This window comes from Pseudomonas poae RE*1-1-14, from assembly GCF_000336465.1.
Lineage (GTDB): Bacteria > Pseudomonadota > Gammaproteobacteria > Pseudomonadales > Pseudomonadaceae > Aquipseudomonas > Aquipseudomonas poae.
Genome location: NC_020209.1, coordinates 1264964 through 1280851 on the forward strand (window position 1 = coordinate 1264964; position 15888 = coordinate 1280851).

16 protein-coding genes and 1 rRNA gene are annotated in these 15888 nt (G+C 60.2%); 5 read left to right on the forward strand and 12 right to left on the reverse strand.

All coding sequences use genetic code 11. The features are described 5' to 3' along the window. Positions 1-29 precede the first annotated feature (29 nt). The 9 genes from H045_RS05850 to soxR form a co-directional block, all read right to left on the reverse strand. Positions 30-995: a metal ABC transporter solute-binding protein, Zn/Mn family gene (locus H045_RS05850; RefSeq protein WP_015371709.1), complete on the reverse strand. Its 966-nt coding sequence runs from the start codon at positions 993-995 to the stop codon at positions 30-32. Then, the gene (locus tag H045_RS05855) at positions 995-1894 is read right to left on the reverse strand and encodes a metal ABC transporter permease (protein ID WP_015371710.1); all 900 of its coding nucleotides are present in this window, start codon (positions 1892-1894) and stop codon (positions 995-997) included. The genes H045_RS05850 and H045_RS05855 overlap by 1 nt, the downstream gene beginning before the upstream one ends. Continuing rightward, positions 1891-2637: a metal ABC transporter ATP-binding protein gene (locus H045_RS05860; RefSeq protein ID WP_015371711.1), complete on the reverse strand. Its 747-nt coding sequence runs from the start codon at positions 2635-2637 to the stop codon at positions 1891-1893. The genes H045_RS05855 and H045_RS05860 overlap by 4 nt, the downstream gene beginning before the upstream one ends. After that, complete coding sequence (locus tag H045_RS05865) at positions 2634-3554, reverse strand: metal ABC transporter substrate-binding protein (RefSeq protein ID WP_003231868.1); 921 nt, start codon at positions 3552-3554, stop codon at positions 2634-2636. Before H045_RS05865 ends, H045_RS05860 begins: the two co-directional genes overlap by 4 nt. 19 nt (positions 3555-3573) lie before the next feature. Then, positions 3574-4134, reverse strand: a complete 561-nt coding sequence (locus tag H045_RS05870; RefSeq protein ID WP_015371712.1) for a DUF6162 family protein — start codon at positions 4132-4134, stop codon at positions 3574-3576. Next, the gene (locus tag H045_RS05875) at positions 4131-4460 is read right to left on the reverse strand and encodes a hypothetical protein (RefSeq protein ID WP_003231864.1); all 330 of its coding nucleotides are present in this window, start codon (positions 4458-4460) and stop codon (positions 4131-4133) included. The genes H045_RS05870 and H045_RS05875 overlap by 4 nt, the downstream gene beginning before the upstream one ends. Then, on the reverse strand, positions 4457-4993 hold the full coding sequence (locus H045_RS05880; RefSeq protein ID WP_015371713.1) for a hypothetical protein: 537 nt from the start codon (positions 4991-4993) through the stop codon (positions 4457-4459). Before H045_RS05880 ends, H045_RS05875 begins: the two co-directional genes overlap by 4 nt. Further along, positions 4990-6183 (reverse strand): PepSY-associated TM helix domain-containing protein, encoded by a 1194-nt coding sequence (locus tag H045_RS05885; RefSeq protein ID WP_003231859.1) that lies wholly within the window; start codon positions 6181-6183, stop codon positions 4990-4992. The genes H045_RS05880 and H045_RS05885 overlap by 4 nt, the downstream gene beginning before the upstream one ends. Positions 6184-6401: 218 nt before the next feature. Next, positions 6402-6851 carry a redox-sensitive transcriptional activator SoxR gene (gene soxR, locus H045_RS05890; RefSeq protein WP_015371714.1) on the reverse strand — a complete coding sequence of 150 codons (450 nt, stop codon included), beginning with the start codon at positions 6849-6851 and terminating at the stop codon, positions 6402-6404. Between the two features lie 102 nt (positions 6852-6953). On the opposite strand from soxR, the gene H045_RS05895 reads away from it, so the two are divergent. Further along, on the forward strand, positions 6954-7319 hold the full coding sequence (locus H045_RS05895; RefSeq protein ID WP_003231855.1) for an antibiotic biosynthesis monooxygenase: 366 nt from the start codon (positions 6954-6956) through the stop codon (positions 7317-7319). On the opposite strand, the gene H045_RS05900 is transcribed toward H045_RS05895, so the two are convergent. Next, positions 7308-8408 carry a sigma-54 interaction domain-containing protein gene (locus H045_RS05900; protein ID WP_015371716.1) on the reverse strand — a complete coding sequence of 367 codons (1101 nt, stop codon included), beginning with the start codon at positions 8406-8408 and terminating at the stop codon, positions 7308-7310. The two genes, H045_RS05895 and H045_RS05900, sit on opposite strands and share 12 nt — an antisense overlap. 280 nt (positions 8409-8688) lie before the next feature. Between H045_RS05900 and H045_RS05905 the strand changes: the two genes are divergently transcribed. The 3 genes from H045_RS05905 to H045_RS05915 all read left to right on the forward strand — a co-directional run bounded on the left by H045_RS05905 (position 8689) and on the right by H045_RS05915 (position 12208). After that, entirely contained in the window at positions 8689-8958 is a 270-nt protein-coding gene (locus H045_RS05905; RefSeq protein WP_032870041.1) for a hypothetical protein, read from the forward strand. 232 nt (positions 8959-9190) lie between these two features. Continuing rightward, the gene (locus H045_RS05910) at positions 9191-10351 is read left to right on the forward strand and encodes a cysteine desulfurase family protein (RefSeq protein WP_015371718.1); all 1161 of its coding nucleotides are present in this window, start codon (positions 9191-9193) and stop codon (positions 10349-10351) included. Between the two features lie 48 nt (positions 10352-10399). Next, positions 10400-12208: an aminopeptidase P family protein gene (locus H045_RS05915; protein WP_015371719.1), complete on the forward strand. Its 1809-nt coding sequence runs from the start codon at positions 10400-10402 to the stop codon at positions 12206-12208. Between the two features lie 97 nt (positions 12209-12305). Here H045_RS05915 and H045_RS05920 read toward each other — a convergent pair whose 3' ends face one another. Both H045_RS05920 and rhtA read right to left on the reverse strand, forming a co-directional pair. Continuing rightward, entirely contained in the window at positions 12306-12587 is a 282-nt protein-coding gene (locus H045_RS05920; RefSeq protein WP_003231845.1) for a hypothetical protein, read from the reverse strand. A gap of 164 nt (positions 12588-12751) precedes the next feature. Next, positions 12752-13639: a threonine/homoserine exporter RhtA gene (gene rhtA / locus H045_RS05925; RefSeq protein ID WP_015371721.1), complete on the reverse strand. Its 888-nt coding sequence runs from the start codon at positions 13637-13639 to the stop codon at positions 12752-12754. A gap of 682 nt (positions 13640-14321) precedes the next feature. Here rhtA and H045_RS05930 point away from each other — a divergent pair. Beyond that, positions 14322-15858, forward strand: a 16S ribosomal RNA gene (locus H045_RS05930). The last annotated feature ends 30 nt before the right edge of the window (positions 15859-15888 follow it).

Here is a 15888-nt window from a genome sequence, read left to right on the forward strand (position 1 = left end):
GGAGGGGGGATGCTCCCACAGGCTGAGTGTCAGTCAGTGGCGAGGGCCTTGATCACCTGATCCACGTTGGTTTCCAGCTCTGCCACCGGGTCGGCACCGTCGACGTTAAGCACCAGCAGCTTCGCGCCGGCTTCGGTGATGGCTGCCTTGACCGCCTCACTCGGCTGGCGATGATGCAGCACCACCGCCACATCGTTTTCCTTCAGCTCAGCACTGAGCTTTTGCAAATCCTCGGGCGTCCACTGGGCGTCAGGGCGGGCGTCTGTGCGCAATGCTTCCAGGTTCAGGCTGCTGACCAGATAAGCGAAGTGATCGCTCAGGCTCACCACGCTCAGGTTGTCCGCCTTGGCCAGCCGTGCCTCGCTGTCGGCGCTGAGGTTGAGCAGGCGGTGTTTGAGTGCGGCCAGATTGGCGTCGATCTTCACCTTGGCGCCGGGCGCCAGGCGACTGAGGTCGGCGGCCATCACATCGGCCATGCGTCCCATGTTGTTGCTGGACTGCCACGGCTGGCTGTTCAGCCCATCGGCGGCGCCTGGCTGCAGGGCGATGCCCGGCAAGCCTCCATCCACCGGGCGCGCTGCATCGACCTCAACGATGCGGATGTTGCTGCGGCGCGCCACTGGATAAAGCGGGTCGTCCGGCCACAGTGAGCGCAGCCCGATGGCCGCGTCGGCGTCCTGGGCCAGGGTACCCAGCGCCTGGGCGCCGCGCCCGGTGAAGTAGGACACCTGCCGCGAGCCGGGCAGGTTGGCCGGCGCGGCGCGTTCCAATAGCACATCGGTGCCGTTGAGCAGCACCTCGGCCAGGCCGTAGGTGATGGGCAGCGAAGCCAGCACCTTGATCGGCTTGACGGATTTGGCCTTGATCAGCGCGGCATGGCCGAGCCCGTGATTGGCGACGAAATCCTTTGTGTGGAAACCATCCACCACGGCCAGCGCCGGTGTACTGAGCAAGCAAGCGATGGTCAGAGCCAATGGGCGACATACAGGGCGCATTATCCAAGATTCCCTTTGAGGCTGGGCACGGTGCCGCGCGCGATGGCGGCCACGGCGAAAGCGATGCCGGCTACCAGTATGATCGCGGCGCCGGACGGAACAGGCAGGTCGAAGATGATTGGCAGCAGAATCCCGCACAGGGTACTGACGGTGGCGATCAGCACCGAGATCCAAAAAAAGCCCTTGAGCGACTGGCTCAACAGGCGCGCCGCCGCCGCCGGAATCACCAGCAGAGCACCCACCAGAATGGCACCGATCACCTTGACCGCCGCCACGGTGATCAGCGTCACCAGAATCACGAACAGGTAATCCAGGCTCTTCACCGCCACCCCGCGCACCACCGCCAGCTGCGGGTTGAAGCTGGCCAGCATGATGCGGTTGTACAGCGGCAACGCGAGGGCCATCACCAGCGCACCGACAATCGCCAGCACCAGCAGATCATTGCCGTTGACGGTCAGCACCGAGCCGAACAGCACGTTCTCGAGGATGTGCACGTTGATTTTGCCGGCCAGGATCAGCAGCAGGCTCGCCCCCAGCGCCAGTGACACCGACAGGAACACGCCGATCAAGGTGTCCGGCGCCAGACCGGTGCGGTTGCGCAGGTAGTTGAGCAGGATGCCGAACAACAGGCAGTAGCCGAACAGGCTGCCATAGGGGCCGGTGTAGGGCTCGCCGAGCAGGATGCCCATGGCCACGCCGGTCAGCGCGGCGTGACCGACCGCCTCGGAGAAAAACGCAAAGCGCTTGACCACCACCAGCGTGCCCAGGCCGCCCAGCACCGGACCGATCAGCAGGCCGGCGAGCAGGGCGTTGACCACAAAACCGTAGGCCAGTGCTTCTGGCAAATAACCAGACGAGGCCCAGCCCTGGACCATCAGGCGAAACGCTTCATAACTCATTGCGCCGGGCTCCGAGGGTGGGTGGAGAACAGGGTCAGCAGGCGATCCGGGGTGAGCGCTTCTTTCGGGGTGGCGTCGAACAGCACGCGGCGGTTCAGGCCGGTGACGCGGTCTGCCAGGCGGCCGACGGCTTCCAGGTCGTGCTCGATCCACAGCACGGTGATGCCGGACGCGCGCCAGTCGTGCAGCAATCGCTCGAACACCTGGATACCCGCCTCATCGAGGGCCGACATCGGTTCGTCCAGCACCAGCAAATGCGGGGCCGGGATCAGGCCCTGGGCCAGCAGCACGCGTTGGCGTTCACCACCGGACAGCGCGCCCATGCGGCGCTTGCGTTTGTCCTGCATGCCGACACGTGCCAGCGCCTCGCCAATCGCTGCCGCGTAATGCCGCGACAGGCCGAGAAATGCCGGACGGCGCTGGCACATGGCGGCCATGAAATCGTCCACCGTCATCGGCAGGCCACGGTCGAATTCCAGCGCCTGGGGCACATAGCCGATGGTGCCGGGGCTGTGCGGCCATGTCAGGCTCAAGCGGCCCTGGTGTGGCGTCTGCCCCAGCAGGGTCTTGATCAACGAACTTTTGCCGCCGCCGTTGGGACCCACCAGGGCATGGATGCTGCCTGGCTGTACCTGGAAACCCACGCTGTCCAGAATCAGCGTGCGGCCCAGGGTGAGAGACACCTTGTCGAAGTCGATGGTCGGGCCGACGCTGGCGAGGTTGAGGTGTTGAGCCGCCGTCATGCCCCCGACTCCTGAATTGCGCGCACGACCGTGTTGAGGTTGCCGGTCATTTCCACTTCATACTTTTCAGCGCTGTAGTCACCGTAGGAAATGTGCGACAGCGGGTACAGCTTGACGCCTGACTCACGCTGGATGGTGTCGACATAGGTGGACGGGAAATCCATCTCCGAGAAGATCACCTTCACGTCCAGTGCACGCAGCTCATCGATGGTCTTCTTCAACTGGCTGGGGCTCGGTTCGATCCCATGGGCCGGTTCGACCACGGCGGTGACTTCCAGGCCGAACTCGCGCAGCAGGTAGTCGTAGGCTGCGTGCACAGTGGCCACGCGCAAGTCCGGGTTGGGCGCGCGGGTGAGCTTGGCCAGAGCGTCGGCGCGCATCTGGCGCAGGCGCTTGCCGTAGGCGCGGGCGTTGCGGGTGTAGGCACTGGCGTTGTCCGGGTCGAGCTTGCCCAGTTCGCGGGCAATGTTGTTGACCTGGGCTATCGACGCGCTGATCGACAGGAACGTGTGCGGGTTGACCACTTTGCCCGCACCGCGCGCGGCATTGCCGGTGGCGGCCAGCAGTGGCACGTTGGCGTTGGCTTCGATCACAGGTATGTCCGGGCGCTCGCTGGTGGCGATCATGCGGTCGGCGAAGTCGTCATGGCCGACGCCGTTGAGCACGATCACGTCGAGGGTGCCGATGCGTTTGATGTCTTCGGCGCGCGGTTCGTAGGCGTGGGGGTTGAAGCCGGCCGGGATCAACGGCACCACGTCGGCCTTGTCGCCGACAATGTTGGCCACGTAGCTGTAATAAGGGTGCAGGGTGATACCGATGCGCAGGCGTTTGGCCGCCTCGGCGTTGGCGAGGGGAGCCAGTAGCAGGCTGAGCAGGCCAACCAGTAACAGGCGCAACAGGGGAGATGAAATGGGCATAAGCAATCGGTCTTCTCGTTCAGTGACGGTGCTGGCGGGTGACGCCGGCATCGAATTGCGCGACTACCTGCCGCCAGCCGGCGGCCATCAGTGCCTGGTCAGTAAGGTCGGAGGGGGCGGCGACATGGGCGCTGCGGTTGAGCCAGATATCCGGCTCGCTGCCCTGCACGCGCATCAGTAGTGAACCGCTGGTGGCCGGTGCCTGGCTCAGGCCCAGGTAGGTCGCCGGCGCCAGCAATTGCCAACGATGGTCGCCACGGCTGACCGAGCTGGCGTCCTGGGCAAATGGCGCGAACCCTTCTGCGGCCAGTTGCTCAGGCGTTGGCAACGCGTTTTGTTCCTGCTGCAGCAGATGGATTTCATCCAGCGTCACCCGCAGGTCGGCGTAGATGCCTTGCTCGGCGGCGCTCAGATCGCGGCGGGCGTCCAACTGATGGCTGGGCACGGCGGCCACTTCCCGGGATTCACCGTGCAACGCCACCACGCTGCCCGCTACCGCGAGGATGATCAGGCACAGCAGCAACACGTAGAGGGTTTCGTGGCCGGCCCCGGCAGGGCGTACAACCTGTGGGGTACTCATTGCGGCTGGATATCCGCTTGGTCGATTTCCACCACATGGCCAGGGCCCGCATCGAACAGCACGTAGAACTCGGCCGAAGGCTTCTTGAAGGTCAGGGTCGAATCCTCGCCAAGCTTGCCTGGCACCAGGATGGTCTCGTCGTAGCCGATCACGTCGAGGGTCACGCCGGGTGCGCCGCTGCCGTCGGAAAAGCCGCCCTTGCACTGGATCTGCTCGCCGGGGATTTCCTTGCATTCGCACATCGGGTTGTGGGCCAGCGCTGGGGTACTGAGGCCGGCGCACAGCAGCAGGGCTGCGGCGACTCGGGTCAGGCGCATCATGTTCATGGTTTGACTCCTTGCTTGTTCAGCCAGGCAATGGTGGCAGGCGAGGCCTGGCTCAGCGGGATGGAACCCTGGTGCATCGTGCCGTCCCAGCCTTCCATGGTGACCCACAGTTCGGCGTCGGCCGGCGTGCGTTCCGGCACGGGCAGGGCGGCGCCCATGCGATACGGTGTACCGAAGAAGATCACCCCGGCGGCGCGCAGGCTGCGGGGTTTGCCGATACGCAGGTAGGTGGCCTTGACCTGTTCGGTGCAGCTGTCGCACAGGGCGGCGTTGAAAAACTTCATCGGGCCCGCCGGGTCGGGGCTTGGACCTTCGTTGCGAAATTCAGCGAGGGTCAGGCTCCAGGGCCCGACCTGCACCTGGCCGGCCACCCGCTCGCCCAGGCCGGTGTCACCGCGAAACAGCGCGGCGTCGGCAAAGTATTTGGGCATGAAACCCAGGGGGATCAACAGCAGCAGGACATTGATATGAAAGCGCCATTTGCGCCAGAAGGCGCGCAGTGGCGACGCCGGTACAGCGGCAACCTTGCTCATGAGTGGGCCTCCGAGGTCTCGGCCAGTTTCGCAATCGGCGCCCGCTGAACTTTGGCTTCGCGCTTGAGGGCATTGAGCGTGGCCAGCGCCGTGCGCTTGGTCCAGATCAACAGGCCGCTCAACACCATCATGCTCAGCACCAGGCCGAAGAAGGCCCAGATCAGCTTGATCCACAGCCCGCCAAAATCACCGGTGTGCAGTGGACGCATGGATTCGGTGACGAACTCCAGCGTGCTGCGGTCGGACAACAGGTGCGACACGGCGATTTCACCGTTATAGGGGTTCAGTTGCGCGGTCTGGAACATCAACGGGTACCAGCCCCGGCCGCCGATCTGCAGATGGCTGTAGGCATTGAGCGGCAGGAAGGCGAAGGTGGCGTCCAGCCCGGGAATGCGCTGGGTGGCGATTTCGATCGCCTCGTCCAGCGCAATCATGGGCGCCGGCACGCCAGGGGCCGACAACGGCACCTTGTCGCGGGCTATCACCGGCACGATGGGCTCGCTGGAGATGGAGATCTGGTTGTCGCCCAGAATCGCCTGGATCAGGAACCAGGTGCCGGTGATGGAAATCACGGCGATGAACCAGATCGACCAGATCCCGCTCAGGCGGTGAAAGTCGCCCCAGAAAATGCGCGCGCCGTGGCGGATGCGCAGGGTCGGACGCAGGAAGCCTTTCCAGAAGCGTTTGTACACAACCAACCCGGTGACCAACGATGCCAGCAGCGGCAGACCTAGCAGCGACACCAGGTACCAGCCCCAACTGTAGCCATTGGTGAACGGCACCAGCCACCAGCCGTGAAGGGCGCGGGTGAATTGCTGGAAGTTGAACGACGGACTGATGCCCTGGATGGCGCCGGTATAAGGGTTGGCGTAGGCCTCAACCGTGCGGCCATCGGGGTAGCTGAGGCCGACGGTCAGGGCAAAGTGTGATTCATCGGGACGGATGATCGATCGCACGATTGCCTTGGGCTCGTCGCGCCTGATGGCGGCGATCACCTGGTCGAAGCTCAGCGGTTCGGCATCATCCGACGGTTTGCTCGCGCGGATATCCGGGTTGGCCAGCCACACGATTTCCTGGCTGACCACTGCCAGGGTGCCGGTGACGCAGACGATCAGCACGAAGAACCAGATGGGCAACGCCAGCCAGCTGTGTACGAGAAACCAGAGTTTTGAGCGTGACTTCTTCGACATGTCAATGCGGGTCTTGATGGGAGAGGGCGCTGCAGGCCCGGGAAAGGCCGGTCGTAGCTTTTGCTGACGCGACAGGCTGTATCTAAGTTAAGACGGATGAGGATGAGAAATCCCCAAGGCGCAAATGAAAGAAAATGTTTCAGGTGGTCGTATCGTGCTCTTGTGGGAGCGGCAAGCCTGCTCCCAAATGAGTTCTCGTAGATCGAACGAGCGCCGTATCAGGGGGGTGGGGTGGGTTCCAGCAACTGCGCCCCCGGCCCGCGCTCACCGAGTTCATCGTTCTGGTTGCGCAGCGGACACGCCTCCAGCGACAGGCATCCGCAGCCGATGCAGCCGTTGAGCTTGTCGCGCAGCAGCGTCAGCTTATTGATGCGTTCATCCAGGTCTTCCCGCCATTGCGCCGACAGGCGCTCCCAATCCCGGGCATCCGGCGTGCGGCCGTCCGGCAGCGCCTGCAATGCCTCGCCGATGGCCGCCAGTGGAATGCCCAGGCGCTGGGCAATCTTGATCACCACCACGCGCCGCAGCACATCCCGCGGGTAACGCCGCTGGTTGCCAGCATTGCGATTGCTCTGGATCAGCCCCTTGGTCTCGTAGAAATGCAGAGCCGTGACCGCTACGCCGCTGCGGGCGGCAAGTTGGCCGACGGTGAGTGCCTTGTTGAGCATGAAAAAACTCCCTGGATGAGGCTTGACCTTGACTTAACTCGAGGTTTTAACCTGCATGGCATTGAATCGCAAGATTCTGCCTACAGAGAGAGGGGAGTGTTCATGCAGGTATTAGAGAAAAATCGCAGCTTCACTCAACTGATCGAGTTTCAGATCGAGCCCCGGCAGCAGGGGCCGCTGGTGGCCGCTCTGTGTACTCAAAGCGAGCGCCTGGCCGAGGCCCATGGTGGTTTTTTGAGTGCCAGCGTGCAGGTAAGTGACGATGGTCGGCGCGTGCTCAACTGCCTGCAATGGCGGACCCGCGAGGAGGGAGAAGCGGCGTTCCAGCGTTTTGAGCAGGGCGAAGAGAGCTTCTGGGCGCTGATCCGTGCGCACCAGGCTCGGGCTGTGACCTTTGGTTCATTCCAGGTGCTGCGCAGTTTTGAGCGTAGCCATGACGATGCCTTGCACTGCCGCCTAAACGGATAGGTGCAGTACACGCTCGCCTTGCATGTTTGCGCCGGGCCGCCGTTTGTTTACCGCCAGCTCGCCGATCTTGATCAGGCGTGTGCGCGTTACATTACGGCTCAGGCCCAGCAGATTGGCCGTATGCACCTGGTTGTAATGGCTGAAGCGGTAGGCGGCGCGCAGCAGCGCGTCTTCGACTTTTTCATGCAGGGCGCCGGCCTGTTCTTCGAACAGTTTTTGAAACGCACGGGCGAGCAGGGCTTCGGCACTGTTGTCGATGTGCGGGCTGTCGTCCTGGCGTTCGATGCGCAGGTTTGACAGACGCAGGTCGTCGCGTTCAATCACGCGGTTACGGCAGATCAGCAGGGTGTGGTGGATGACGTTTTCCAGCTCGCGGATATTGCCCGGCCAGCTATAGCCTTGAAGTTTCTGTTCGGCCTCGCGGCTGATGCTGATCGAGCCGTAGCCCAGGCGCCGGCTGTAGGCTTCGATAAAGTGTCGCACCAGCGGCATGATGTCGCCGGGGCGCTCGCGCAACGGGCTGAGTTCCAGGCTGACCACGTCCAGTCGGTAATAAAGATCCTCGCGAAAATGTCCGGCGTTGATGGCTTTTTCCAGTTGTACATTGGTGGCCGCGAGCACGCGCACATCGATAGGGATGCTCTTGCGCGACCCCAGCCGCACCACTTCGCGCTCTTGCAATACGCGTAATAACTTGACCTGGATGGCCATTGGCAAATCGCCGATCTCATCCAGAAACAGCGTGCCGCCATCCGCCTCCTCGAACCAGCCGGCCTTGGCGCCAAGGGCGCCGGTGAACGCGCCTTTTTCCTGGCCGAACAGTTCGGCTTCCACCAGTGATTCTGAAAACGCGCCGCAGTTGACCGCCACAAACGGCCGGTTTCGCCGCGCGCTGAGGTTGTGGATATGACGCGCCACCAGCTCTTTACCGGTGCCGGTCTCGCCGATGATCAGCACGCTGGCTTCGCTGGGCGCCACTTGCTGAATGTGGTCGAGCAGCGCCTGGGATTTGGGGTCTTCAAACACTTGGGCCGTGGCGCGTATCGAGGTGGCCAGGGCGGGTGAGGGCGGTAGGGTCAAAAGCTGCATGGTTTGCTCACTCCTTGTTTGAAGAAGATCTGAGGCGTTGGTGGGCAGGGCATCGTTGCGTCTTCCAGGGGCGGGTTTCCTTACCCTTTATAGGAGGTTAGGTTTATTCCGTAAATGAACGTATTTCTCTATTTATAGATCATAACTGAATATTAAGGTCTTGCTGTCGAGTGGGGTGAAACGGTTGATAGCGACTATCACGGGCGGTGATTTTTCACCTTGCGAGCCCAGGAGTAGCCTGTGTTCATTGACTCGCAACCGACTTCCCAGGGCCATCGCCATGAACCGTTCACTCGCTGTTTTGCTACTGCTCGTTACCTCTGTATTGGCCGGATGTGCGACGCATCCGGCGCCGCAATTGCGTCCGTACACCGCTGAAGAAACCCGCCAATTGGCCTTGGAAGCGCTGAGCCGTCGCGGCTTATCGTTTGATGAATACCAACAGCAGCGCGCCGCATTGACCCGGCAGTCGTCCAAGCCGATTGGTTTTGATCGCCAGGGCGAGATGAATGCAGAGCGCAGCATCAAGTTGCTGGGCCGTCCCAGTTGAGCTTGCAGCAGGCGGCAAAAAGCCCGAGGTTTTCCAGGAGGAACATCGGGCTTTTTGTTTGCCATGGGATCACTTCAGCCTGTTAAGCTGAATTTCAGGAGCGTTCCTACGCACATTTACATACAGTGGCCCTTTTTCAATGGCATTTGATCGGTTAAACCTGACGACTTCTGTTCTGGTCAATGCCCCGGGATGTTGCTCTCGGTAATACGCTCTGCGAGTTTTTAACGTCATGAATAAACGTCCGTTGTATTTCGACTACGCCGCCACCACCCCGGTGGATGCGCGGGTGATCCAGGTAATGGTCGAGTGCCTGGGCTTCAATGCCAATTTCGGTAACCCCGCGTCCAGCTCCCATGCGTTTGGGCAGGCGGCCCGGCACACGGTTGAACAGGCACGTGGGCAGGTAGCCGAGTTGGTGGGGGCCCTGCCTGAGCAGATCGTCTGGACTTCCGGCGCTACCGAGTCCAGCAACCTCGCGATCAAGGGCGTGGCTCAGGCACGCGGTGTGGCGGGTGGGCATGTCATTACCAGCCAGATCGAGCACAAGGCCACGCTGGACACCGCACGGCAGTTGCAGGAAGCCGGTGTGGCGGTGACCTACCTGGTGCCGGACGCCGATGGCCTGATCAGTGCCGATGCGGTCAGCGAAGCATTGCGCGATGACACTTTTCTGGTCTCGCTGATGCTGGTGAACAACGAACTCGGCACCCTCACCGATATCCCGGCCATTGGCGCGCGCGTGCGAGCCCATGGCGCGTTGTTTCATGTGGACGCGGCGCAGGGGGCGGGCAAGGTGGTGATCGACCTGGCGCAATGGCCAGTGGATCTGATGTCGTTTTCCGCTCACAAGCTTTACGGTCCCAAGGGGATTGGTGCGTTGTATGTCGGGCCTCGTGCGCAGCAGAAGGTGCTGGCGCAGATTCACGGCGGTGGTCACGAGGGTGGACTGCGTTCCGGCACCTTGGCCACGCACCAGATTGCCGGCATGGGCACGGCATTCGCCCTGGCGGCGCAGTCCTTTGCCGAGGAGAAGGCGCAGATTGCAGCCTTGCGTCAGCGCTTGCTGGATCAATTGCAGTCGATTGCCGGCATGCGCCTCAACGGCAGCCCCACGCAGCGTGTTCCCCACACGTTGAGCCTCACGTTCAGTGAAGGCGAATTCAATGCCGCCGCACTGAGTGCAGGCATTGCGTTTTCAGCGACGTCGGCGTGCAACTCGGCAAGCAACGCGCCATCGCACGTCCTTTTGGCGCTGGGACATGATGCGCGTGCTGCCGGTCGTACCATTCGCTTGAGCCTCGGTCGGTTTACCACCGAGCAGGATATCGACGAGGCCGTGCAACTGATCAAGGCCGCAGTCGCCAGTGCACCGGCGTTCTGGGCCGTCTGAGTTTTGATTCGCACACATAATAATGATGAGTGATTAGCAGGAGACACAATGAGTACGCAGCCTTTGACCCATGGCACGGTTCCCCGTCGCCTGGCACTCACCCGTGAATTGATGAGCCGCGAGGGCATTCATGCCTTGCTGGTGCCGTCGGCCGACCCGCATTTGTCCGAATACCTGCCGGGTTACTGGCAGGGCCGTCAGTGGTTATCGGGGTTCCATGGCTCGGTTGGGACGTTGGTTGTTACCGCCGATTTTGCCGGTGTGTGGGCAGACAGCCGCTACTGGGAACAAGCGACCAAGGAGCTGAAGGGCAGCGGCATCGAGTTGGTCAAGCTGCAACCGGGTCAACCCGGCCCGCTCGAATGGCTGGCCGAACAGACTCCCGAAGGCGCTGTGGTGGCGGTGGATGGTGCGGTAATGGCCGTGGCCTCGGCGCGAACCCTGGGCGGCAAGCTGGCCGAGCGGGGCGCGCGTTTACGCACCGATATCGATGTGCTCGGTAGTGTCTGGCAGGACCGACCGACGCTGCCGAACCAGCCGATTTATCAGCATTTGCCGCCGCAGGCGACCGTCAGCCGTGGCGAGAAACTCGCGGCCCTGCGCGCCAGCCTGGCAGAAAAGGGAGCCGCCTGGCATTTCATCGCGACCCTGGATGACATTGCCTGGTTGTTCAACCTGCGCGGCGCTGATGTGTCGTTCAACCCGGTGTTTGTGTCCTTTGCCTTGATCAGCCAGCAGCATGCCACCCTGTTTGTGGCTCTGAGCAAAGTCGACGCCGAGCTGCGTGCCGTGCTCGAGCAGGATGGCGTGACCTTGCGCGATTACAGCGAAGTGGCCGATGCGCTGCGTGCGGTGCCGTCGGGCGCCAGCTTGCAGATTGATCCGGCGCGGGTAACGGCGGGTTTGCTGGAAAATCTCGATGCTGGCGTCAAACTGATCGAAGGCCTCAACCCGACCACGCTTGCCAAGTCCCGCAAGAGTCTGGCCGATGCGGAACATATCCGTCAGGCGATGGAGCAGGATGGTGCGGCCTTGTGCGAATTTTTCGCCTGGCTGGACAGCGCTCTTGGGCGCGAGCGTATTACCGAGCTGACGATTGATGAACACCTGACAGCTGCTCGAACACGTCGACCGGGTTATGTGTCGCTGAGTTTCAACACCATTGCTGCGTTCAACGCCAATGGCGCAATGCCGCACTATCACGCGACTGAAGAAGAGCACGCGTTGATCGAGGGTGATGGCCTGCTGCTGATTGACTCAGGTGGCCAATACCTGGGGGGCACCACGGATATCACGCGGATGGTGCCCATCGGTACACCGAGCGAAGAGCAGAAGCGCGACTGCACGCGGGTGCTCAAGGGCGTGATTGCCTTGTCGCAGGCGCATTTCCCCAAGGGCATTCTGTCGCCGTTGCTGGATGCAATAGCACGTGCGCCGATCTGGGCTGAAGGCGTGGATTATGGCCATGGCACCGGTCACGGTGTGGGCTATTTCCTCAATGTGCACGAAGGCCCGCAGGTGATTGCCTATCAGGCGGCTGCCGCGCCACAGACCGCGATGCAGGCGGGGATGATTACGTCGATTGAGCCAGGCACGTATCGTCCGGGTCGTTGGGGGGTGCGTATCGAGAACCTGGTGTTGAACCGCGAGGCGGGTAAAACCGAGTTTGGTGAATTCCTGAGGTTTGAAACCCTGACCCTGTGTCCTATTGATACGCGTTGCCTGGAGCCGTCGTTGCTGACGGTCAATGAGCGAGTGTGGCTCAATGCTTACCATGCCGAGGTGCGTGAACGCTTGAGTCCATTGCTCAATGGCGCCGCGTTGGAGTGGTTACAGGTGCGTACTGTAGCTATCTGATGAGTTGCAGTGGGGGCGTCCGGGGCAGGGCGCTGCTGCTGCGATGGTCGAGCAGGCGGGATATGCAAGAGCAGTCATGGGCGGACTGCTCGGGCAATTACTTGCAGATAACGATCATGCTGCGGCTGGTGTAACCGGCAGGGTTGAGGCCGAACGGATAATCCCCCGGCTCTTCGGAGTTTTCACCGGACTTTGCGATAATCCGATAGCCCTTGGCGCCGCATGCATTGACTGCACTGGTGTAGCACTGGTCCCAGGATGAGGACAGGCCGGAACAGTTGATATGCAGTCCTTTTTTGCCCCGCTTAACTTCTGTCTTGGTGGTCGCAGCACAGCCTGAAACGGCCACGATCATTAACAGTATCAAAATTCGCTTCATTCCTATCCTTAAATAGCCGCCTGGCGAAAATGCTTGAAGCAGGCCGTGTTCGCTCTCGATTGCGTTCGCGCTGTCCTTGTCGAATTCTCCATGAGTGACATCTGTTTACGGCCTAAACATGGCCTAAAAAAGCGGCAAATACCATACCTGGTTTTGAAAGATGATCAGTCTACGGGCACCAGCGGTTTGGATTGGTTGCGCATTGTCAGGGTGGCGCCTACGGAGGCCAGGATGATGCAGGTGATTGCCATCCATTGCGCAAGGGAAAGATGCTCGTGCAGAAAAAACATACCCGAAAGCGCGCCGAATGCAGGTTCGATGCTCATCAGCGTGCCGAATGTGCGGGCAGGAAGCCGGGTGAGCGCGACCATCTCAAGGGTGTAGGGCAGGGCCGTTGAGAGAATAGCGACGCCAATGGCGACCGGGATCAGGGCTGGCGTCAACAATGCGGTGCCGGCGTGCACGATGCCGATCGGCGCTATGAACACCGCGGCTATCATGACGCCCAGGGCGGCGGTCTGTACGCCATTGTCGTTACCAGCCTTTTGCCCGAACAGTATGTAGAGCGCCCAGCACGCGCCTGCGCTCAGCGCGTAGGCAGCACCTGTCAGGTCAATGCCACTGCTGGTTTCGCCGGTCGGTATAAGCAGGAGCAGGCCGATGATCGCCAGTGCGATCCACAGAAAGTCTATTGCCCTGCGCGAGGCGTAGATTGCGACAGCGAGAGGACCGGTGAACTCAAGGGCGACCGCAATACCCAGTGGTACGGTGCGCAGCGACATATAGAAGAGGAAGTTCATGCCGCCCAGTGCTATCCCGTAGATGAACACGGTGCGCAGGGATCTTGCGGTAAACGTGGCGCGCCACGGTCGTAATATAAGCAACATGATGATACTGGCGAAAATCAGGCGCAAAGTGGTGGTGCCTTGTGCGCCAACGATCGGGAACATGCTCTTGGCCAGCGACGCACCGGTTTGGATAGAGGCCATGGCTATTAAAAGCAGGCCTACCGGAAAGAGGGCCGATGCCAGGCTGCGGGGTGGGGTGCTCATTAAGGGTGCTTGTCCGAAGTTATAAAGGCAGAGGCCGCTATGATGCTTAAAGGTGGCGCAATGAGCAATATATTGCTCATTGCTGGAGTCGTAGGGCTGGTCTGCAGAATTTGAGATGAATTGGCAGGGAATACAAAATTAGGGGTTGACGGCAGATTCTGGACGTCTATAATTCGCCCCACTTCCGGCGCAGTCGAAACGGAAAACTCCTTGGTAAACAAGTAGTTAAGCAGAATTCGGCAGCGAGTTGCTTCAGGTCATCGAAGCCCAGAAGGAGTTGATAGTGCAGTGTTGTTTGGCGCTATTAACGTTTCGATCTTCTCGATCGAAAGCGGAGAAAAAGAGGTGTTGACAGCAGCGTGTAACGCTGTAGAATTCGCCTCCCGCTGACGAGAGATCGGAAGCGCAAGTGGTTGAAGTTGTTGAAGAATTCTTCGAAAGCTTCTGAAAATAATCACTTGACAGCAAATGAGGCTGCTGTAGAATGCGCGCCTCGGTTGAGACGAAAGATCTTAACCAACCGCTCTTTAACAACTGAATCAAGCAATTCGTGTGGGTGCTTGTGGAGTCAGACTGATAGTCAACAAGATTATCAGCATCACAAGTTACTCCGCGAGAAATCAAAGAATAACCAACGATTGCTGAGCCAAGTTTAGGGTTTCTTAAAAACCCAAAGATGTTTGAACTGAAGAGTTTGATCATGGCTCAGATTGAACGCTGGCGGCAGGCCTAACACATGCAAGTCGAGCGGTAGAGAGAAGCTTGCTTCTCTTGAGAGCGGCGGACGGGTGAGTAATGCCTAGGAATCTGCCTGGTAGTGGGGGATAACGTTCGGAAACGGACGCTAATACCGCATACGTCCTACGGGAGAAAGCAGGGGACCTTCGGGCCTTGCGCTATCAGATGAGCCTAGGTCGGATTAGCTAGTTGGTGGGGTAATGGCTCACCAAGGCGACGATCCGTAACTGGTCTGAGAGGATGATCAGTCACACTGGAACTGAGACACGGTCCAGACTCCTACGGGAGGCAGCAGTGGGGAATATTGGACAATGGGCGAAAGCCTGATCCAGCCATGCCGCGTGTGTGAAGAAGGTCTTCGGATTGTAAAGCACTTTAAGTTGGGAGGAAGGGCAGTTACCTAATACGTGATTGTTTTGACGTTACCGACAGAATAAGCACCGGCTAACTCTGTGCCAGCAGCCGCGGTAATACAGAGGGTGCAAGCGTTAATCGGAATTACTGGGCGTAAAGCGCGCGTAGGTGGTTTGTTAAGTTGGATGTGAAATCCCCGGGCTCAACCTGGGAACTGCATTCAAAACTGACTGACTAGAGTATGGTAGAGGGTGGTGGAATTTCCTGTGTAGCGGTGAAATGCGTAGATATAGGAAGGAACACCAGTGGCGAAGGCGACCACCTGGACTAATACTGACACTGAGGTGCGAAAGCGTGGGGAGCAAACAGGATTAGATACCCTGGTAGTCCACGCCGTAAACGATGTCAACTAGCCGTTGGAAGCCTTGAGCTTTTAGTGGCGCAGCTAACGCATTAAGTTGACCGCCTGGGGAGTACGGCCGCAAGGTTAAAACTCAAATGAATTGACGGGGGCCCGCACAAGCGGTGGAGCATGTGGTTTAATTCGAAGCAACGCGAAGAACCTTACCAGGCCTTGACATCCAATGAACTTTCTAGAGATAGATTGGTGCCTTCGGGAACATTGAGACAGGTGCTGCATGGCTGTCGTCAGCTCGTGTCGTGAGATGTTGGGTTAAGTCCCGTAACGAGCGCAACCCTTGTCCTTAGTTACCAGCACGTCATGGTGGGCACTCTAAGGAGACTGCCGGTGACAAACCGGAGGAAGGTGGGGATGACGTCAAGTCATCATGGCCCTTACGGCCTGGGCTACACACGTGCTACAATGGTCGGTACAGAGGGTTGCCAAGCCGCGAGGTGGAGCTAATCCCATAAAACCGATCGTAGTCCGGATCGCAGTCTGCAACTCGACTGCGTGAAGTCGGAATCGCTAGTAATCGCGAATCAGAATGTCGCGGTGAATACGTTCCCGGGCCTTGTACACACCGCCCGTCACACCATGGGAGTGGGTTGCACCAGAAGTAGCTAGTCTAACCTTCGGGAGGACGGTTACCACGGTGTGATTCATGACTGGGGTGAAGTCGTAACAAGGTAGCCGTAGGGGAACCTGCGGCTGGATCACCTCCTTAATCGACGACATCAGCTGCTCCATAAGTTCC

Bases quoted from the DNA above. Each gene is read 5' to 3' on its own strand.
- H045_RS05910 (WP_015371718.1), top strand. From the start codon at position 9,191: ATGAATAAACGTCCGTTGTATTTCGACTACGCCGCCACCACCCCGGTG.
- H045_RS05915 (WP_015371719.1), top strand. From the start codon at position 10,400: ATGAGTACGCAGCCTTTGACCCATGGCACGGTTCCCCGTCGCCTGGCA.
- H045_RS05850 (WP_015371709.1), bottom strand. From the start codon at position 995: ATGCGCCCTGTATGTCGCCCATTGGCTCTGACCATCGCTTGCTTGCTC.
- H045_RS05875 (WP_003231864.1), bottom strand. From the start codon at position 4,460: ATGAACATGATGCGCCTGACCCGAGTCGCCGCAGCCCTGCTGCTGTGC.
- H045_RS05880 (WP_015371713.1), bottom strand. From the start codon at position 4,993: ATGAGCAAGGTTGCCGCTGTACCGGCGTCGCCACTGCGCGCCTTCTGG.
- H045_RS05865 (WP_003231868.1), bottom strand. From the start codon at position 3,554: ATGCCCATTTCATCTCCCCTGTTGCGCCTGTTACTGGTTGGCCTGCTC.
- H045_RS05900 (WP_015371716.1), bottom strand. From the start codon at position 8,408: ATGCAGCTTTTGACCCTACCGCCCTCACCCGCCCTGGCCACCTCGATA.
- H045_RS05920 (WP_003231845.1), bottom strand. From the start codon at position 12,587: ATGAAGCGAATTTTGATACTGTTAATGATCGTGGCCGTTTCAGGCTGT.
- H045_RS05855 (WP_015371710.1), bottom strand. From the start codon at position 1,894: ATGAGTTATGAAGCGTTTCGCCTGATGGTCCAGGGCTGGGCCTCGTCT.
- H045_RS05860 (WP_015371711.1), bottom strand. From the start codon at position 2,637: ATGACGGCGGCTCAACACCTCAACCTCGCCAGCGTCGGCCCGACCATC.
- H045_RS05905 (WP_032870041.1), top strand. From the start codon at position 8,689: ATGAACCGTTCACTCGCTGTTTTGCTACTGCTCGTTACCTCTGTATTG.
- soxR (WP_015371714.1), bottom strand. From the start codon at position 6,851: ATGCTCAACAAGGCACTCACCGTCGGCCAACTTGCCGCCCGCAGCGGC.
- H045_RS05885 (WP_003231859.1), bottom strand. From the start codon at position 6,183: ATGTCGAAGAAGTCACGCTCAAAACTCTGGTTTCTCGTACACAGCTGG.
- H045_RS05895 (WP_003231855.1), top strand. From the start codon at position 6,954: ATGCAGGTATTAGAGAAAAATCGCAGCTTCACTCAACTGATCGAGTTT.
- rhtA (WP_015371721.1), bottom strand. From the start codon at position 13,639: ATGAGCACCCCACCCCGCAGCCTGGCATCGGCCCTCTTTCCGGTAGGC.
- H045_RS05870 (WP_015371712.1), bottom strand. From the start codon at position 4,134: ATGAGTACCCCACAGGTTGTACGCCCTGCCGGGGCCGGCCACGAAACC.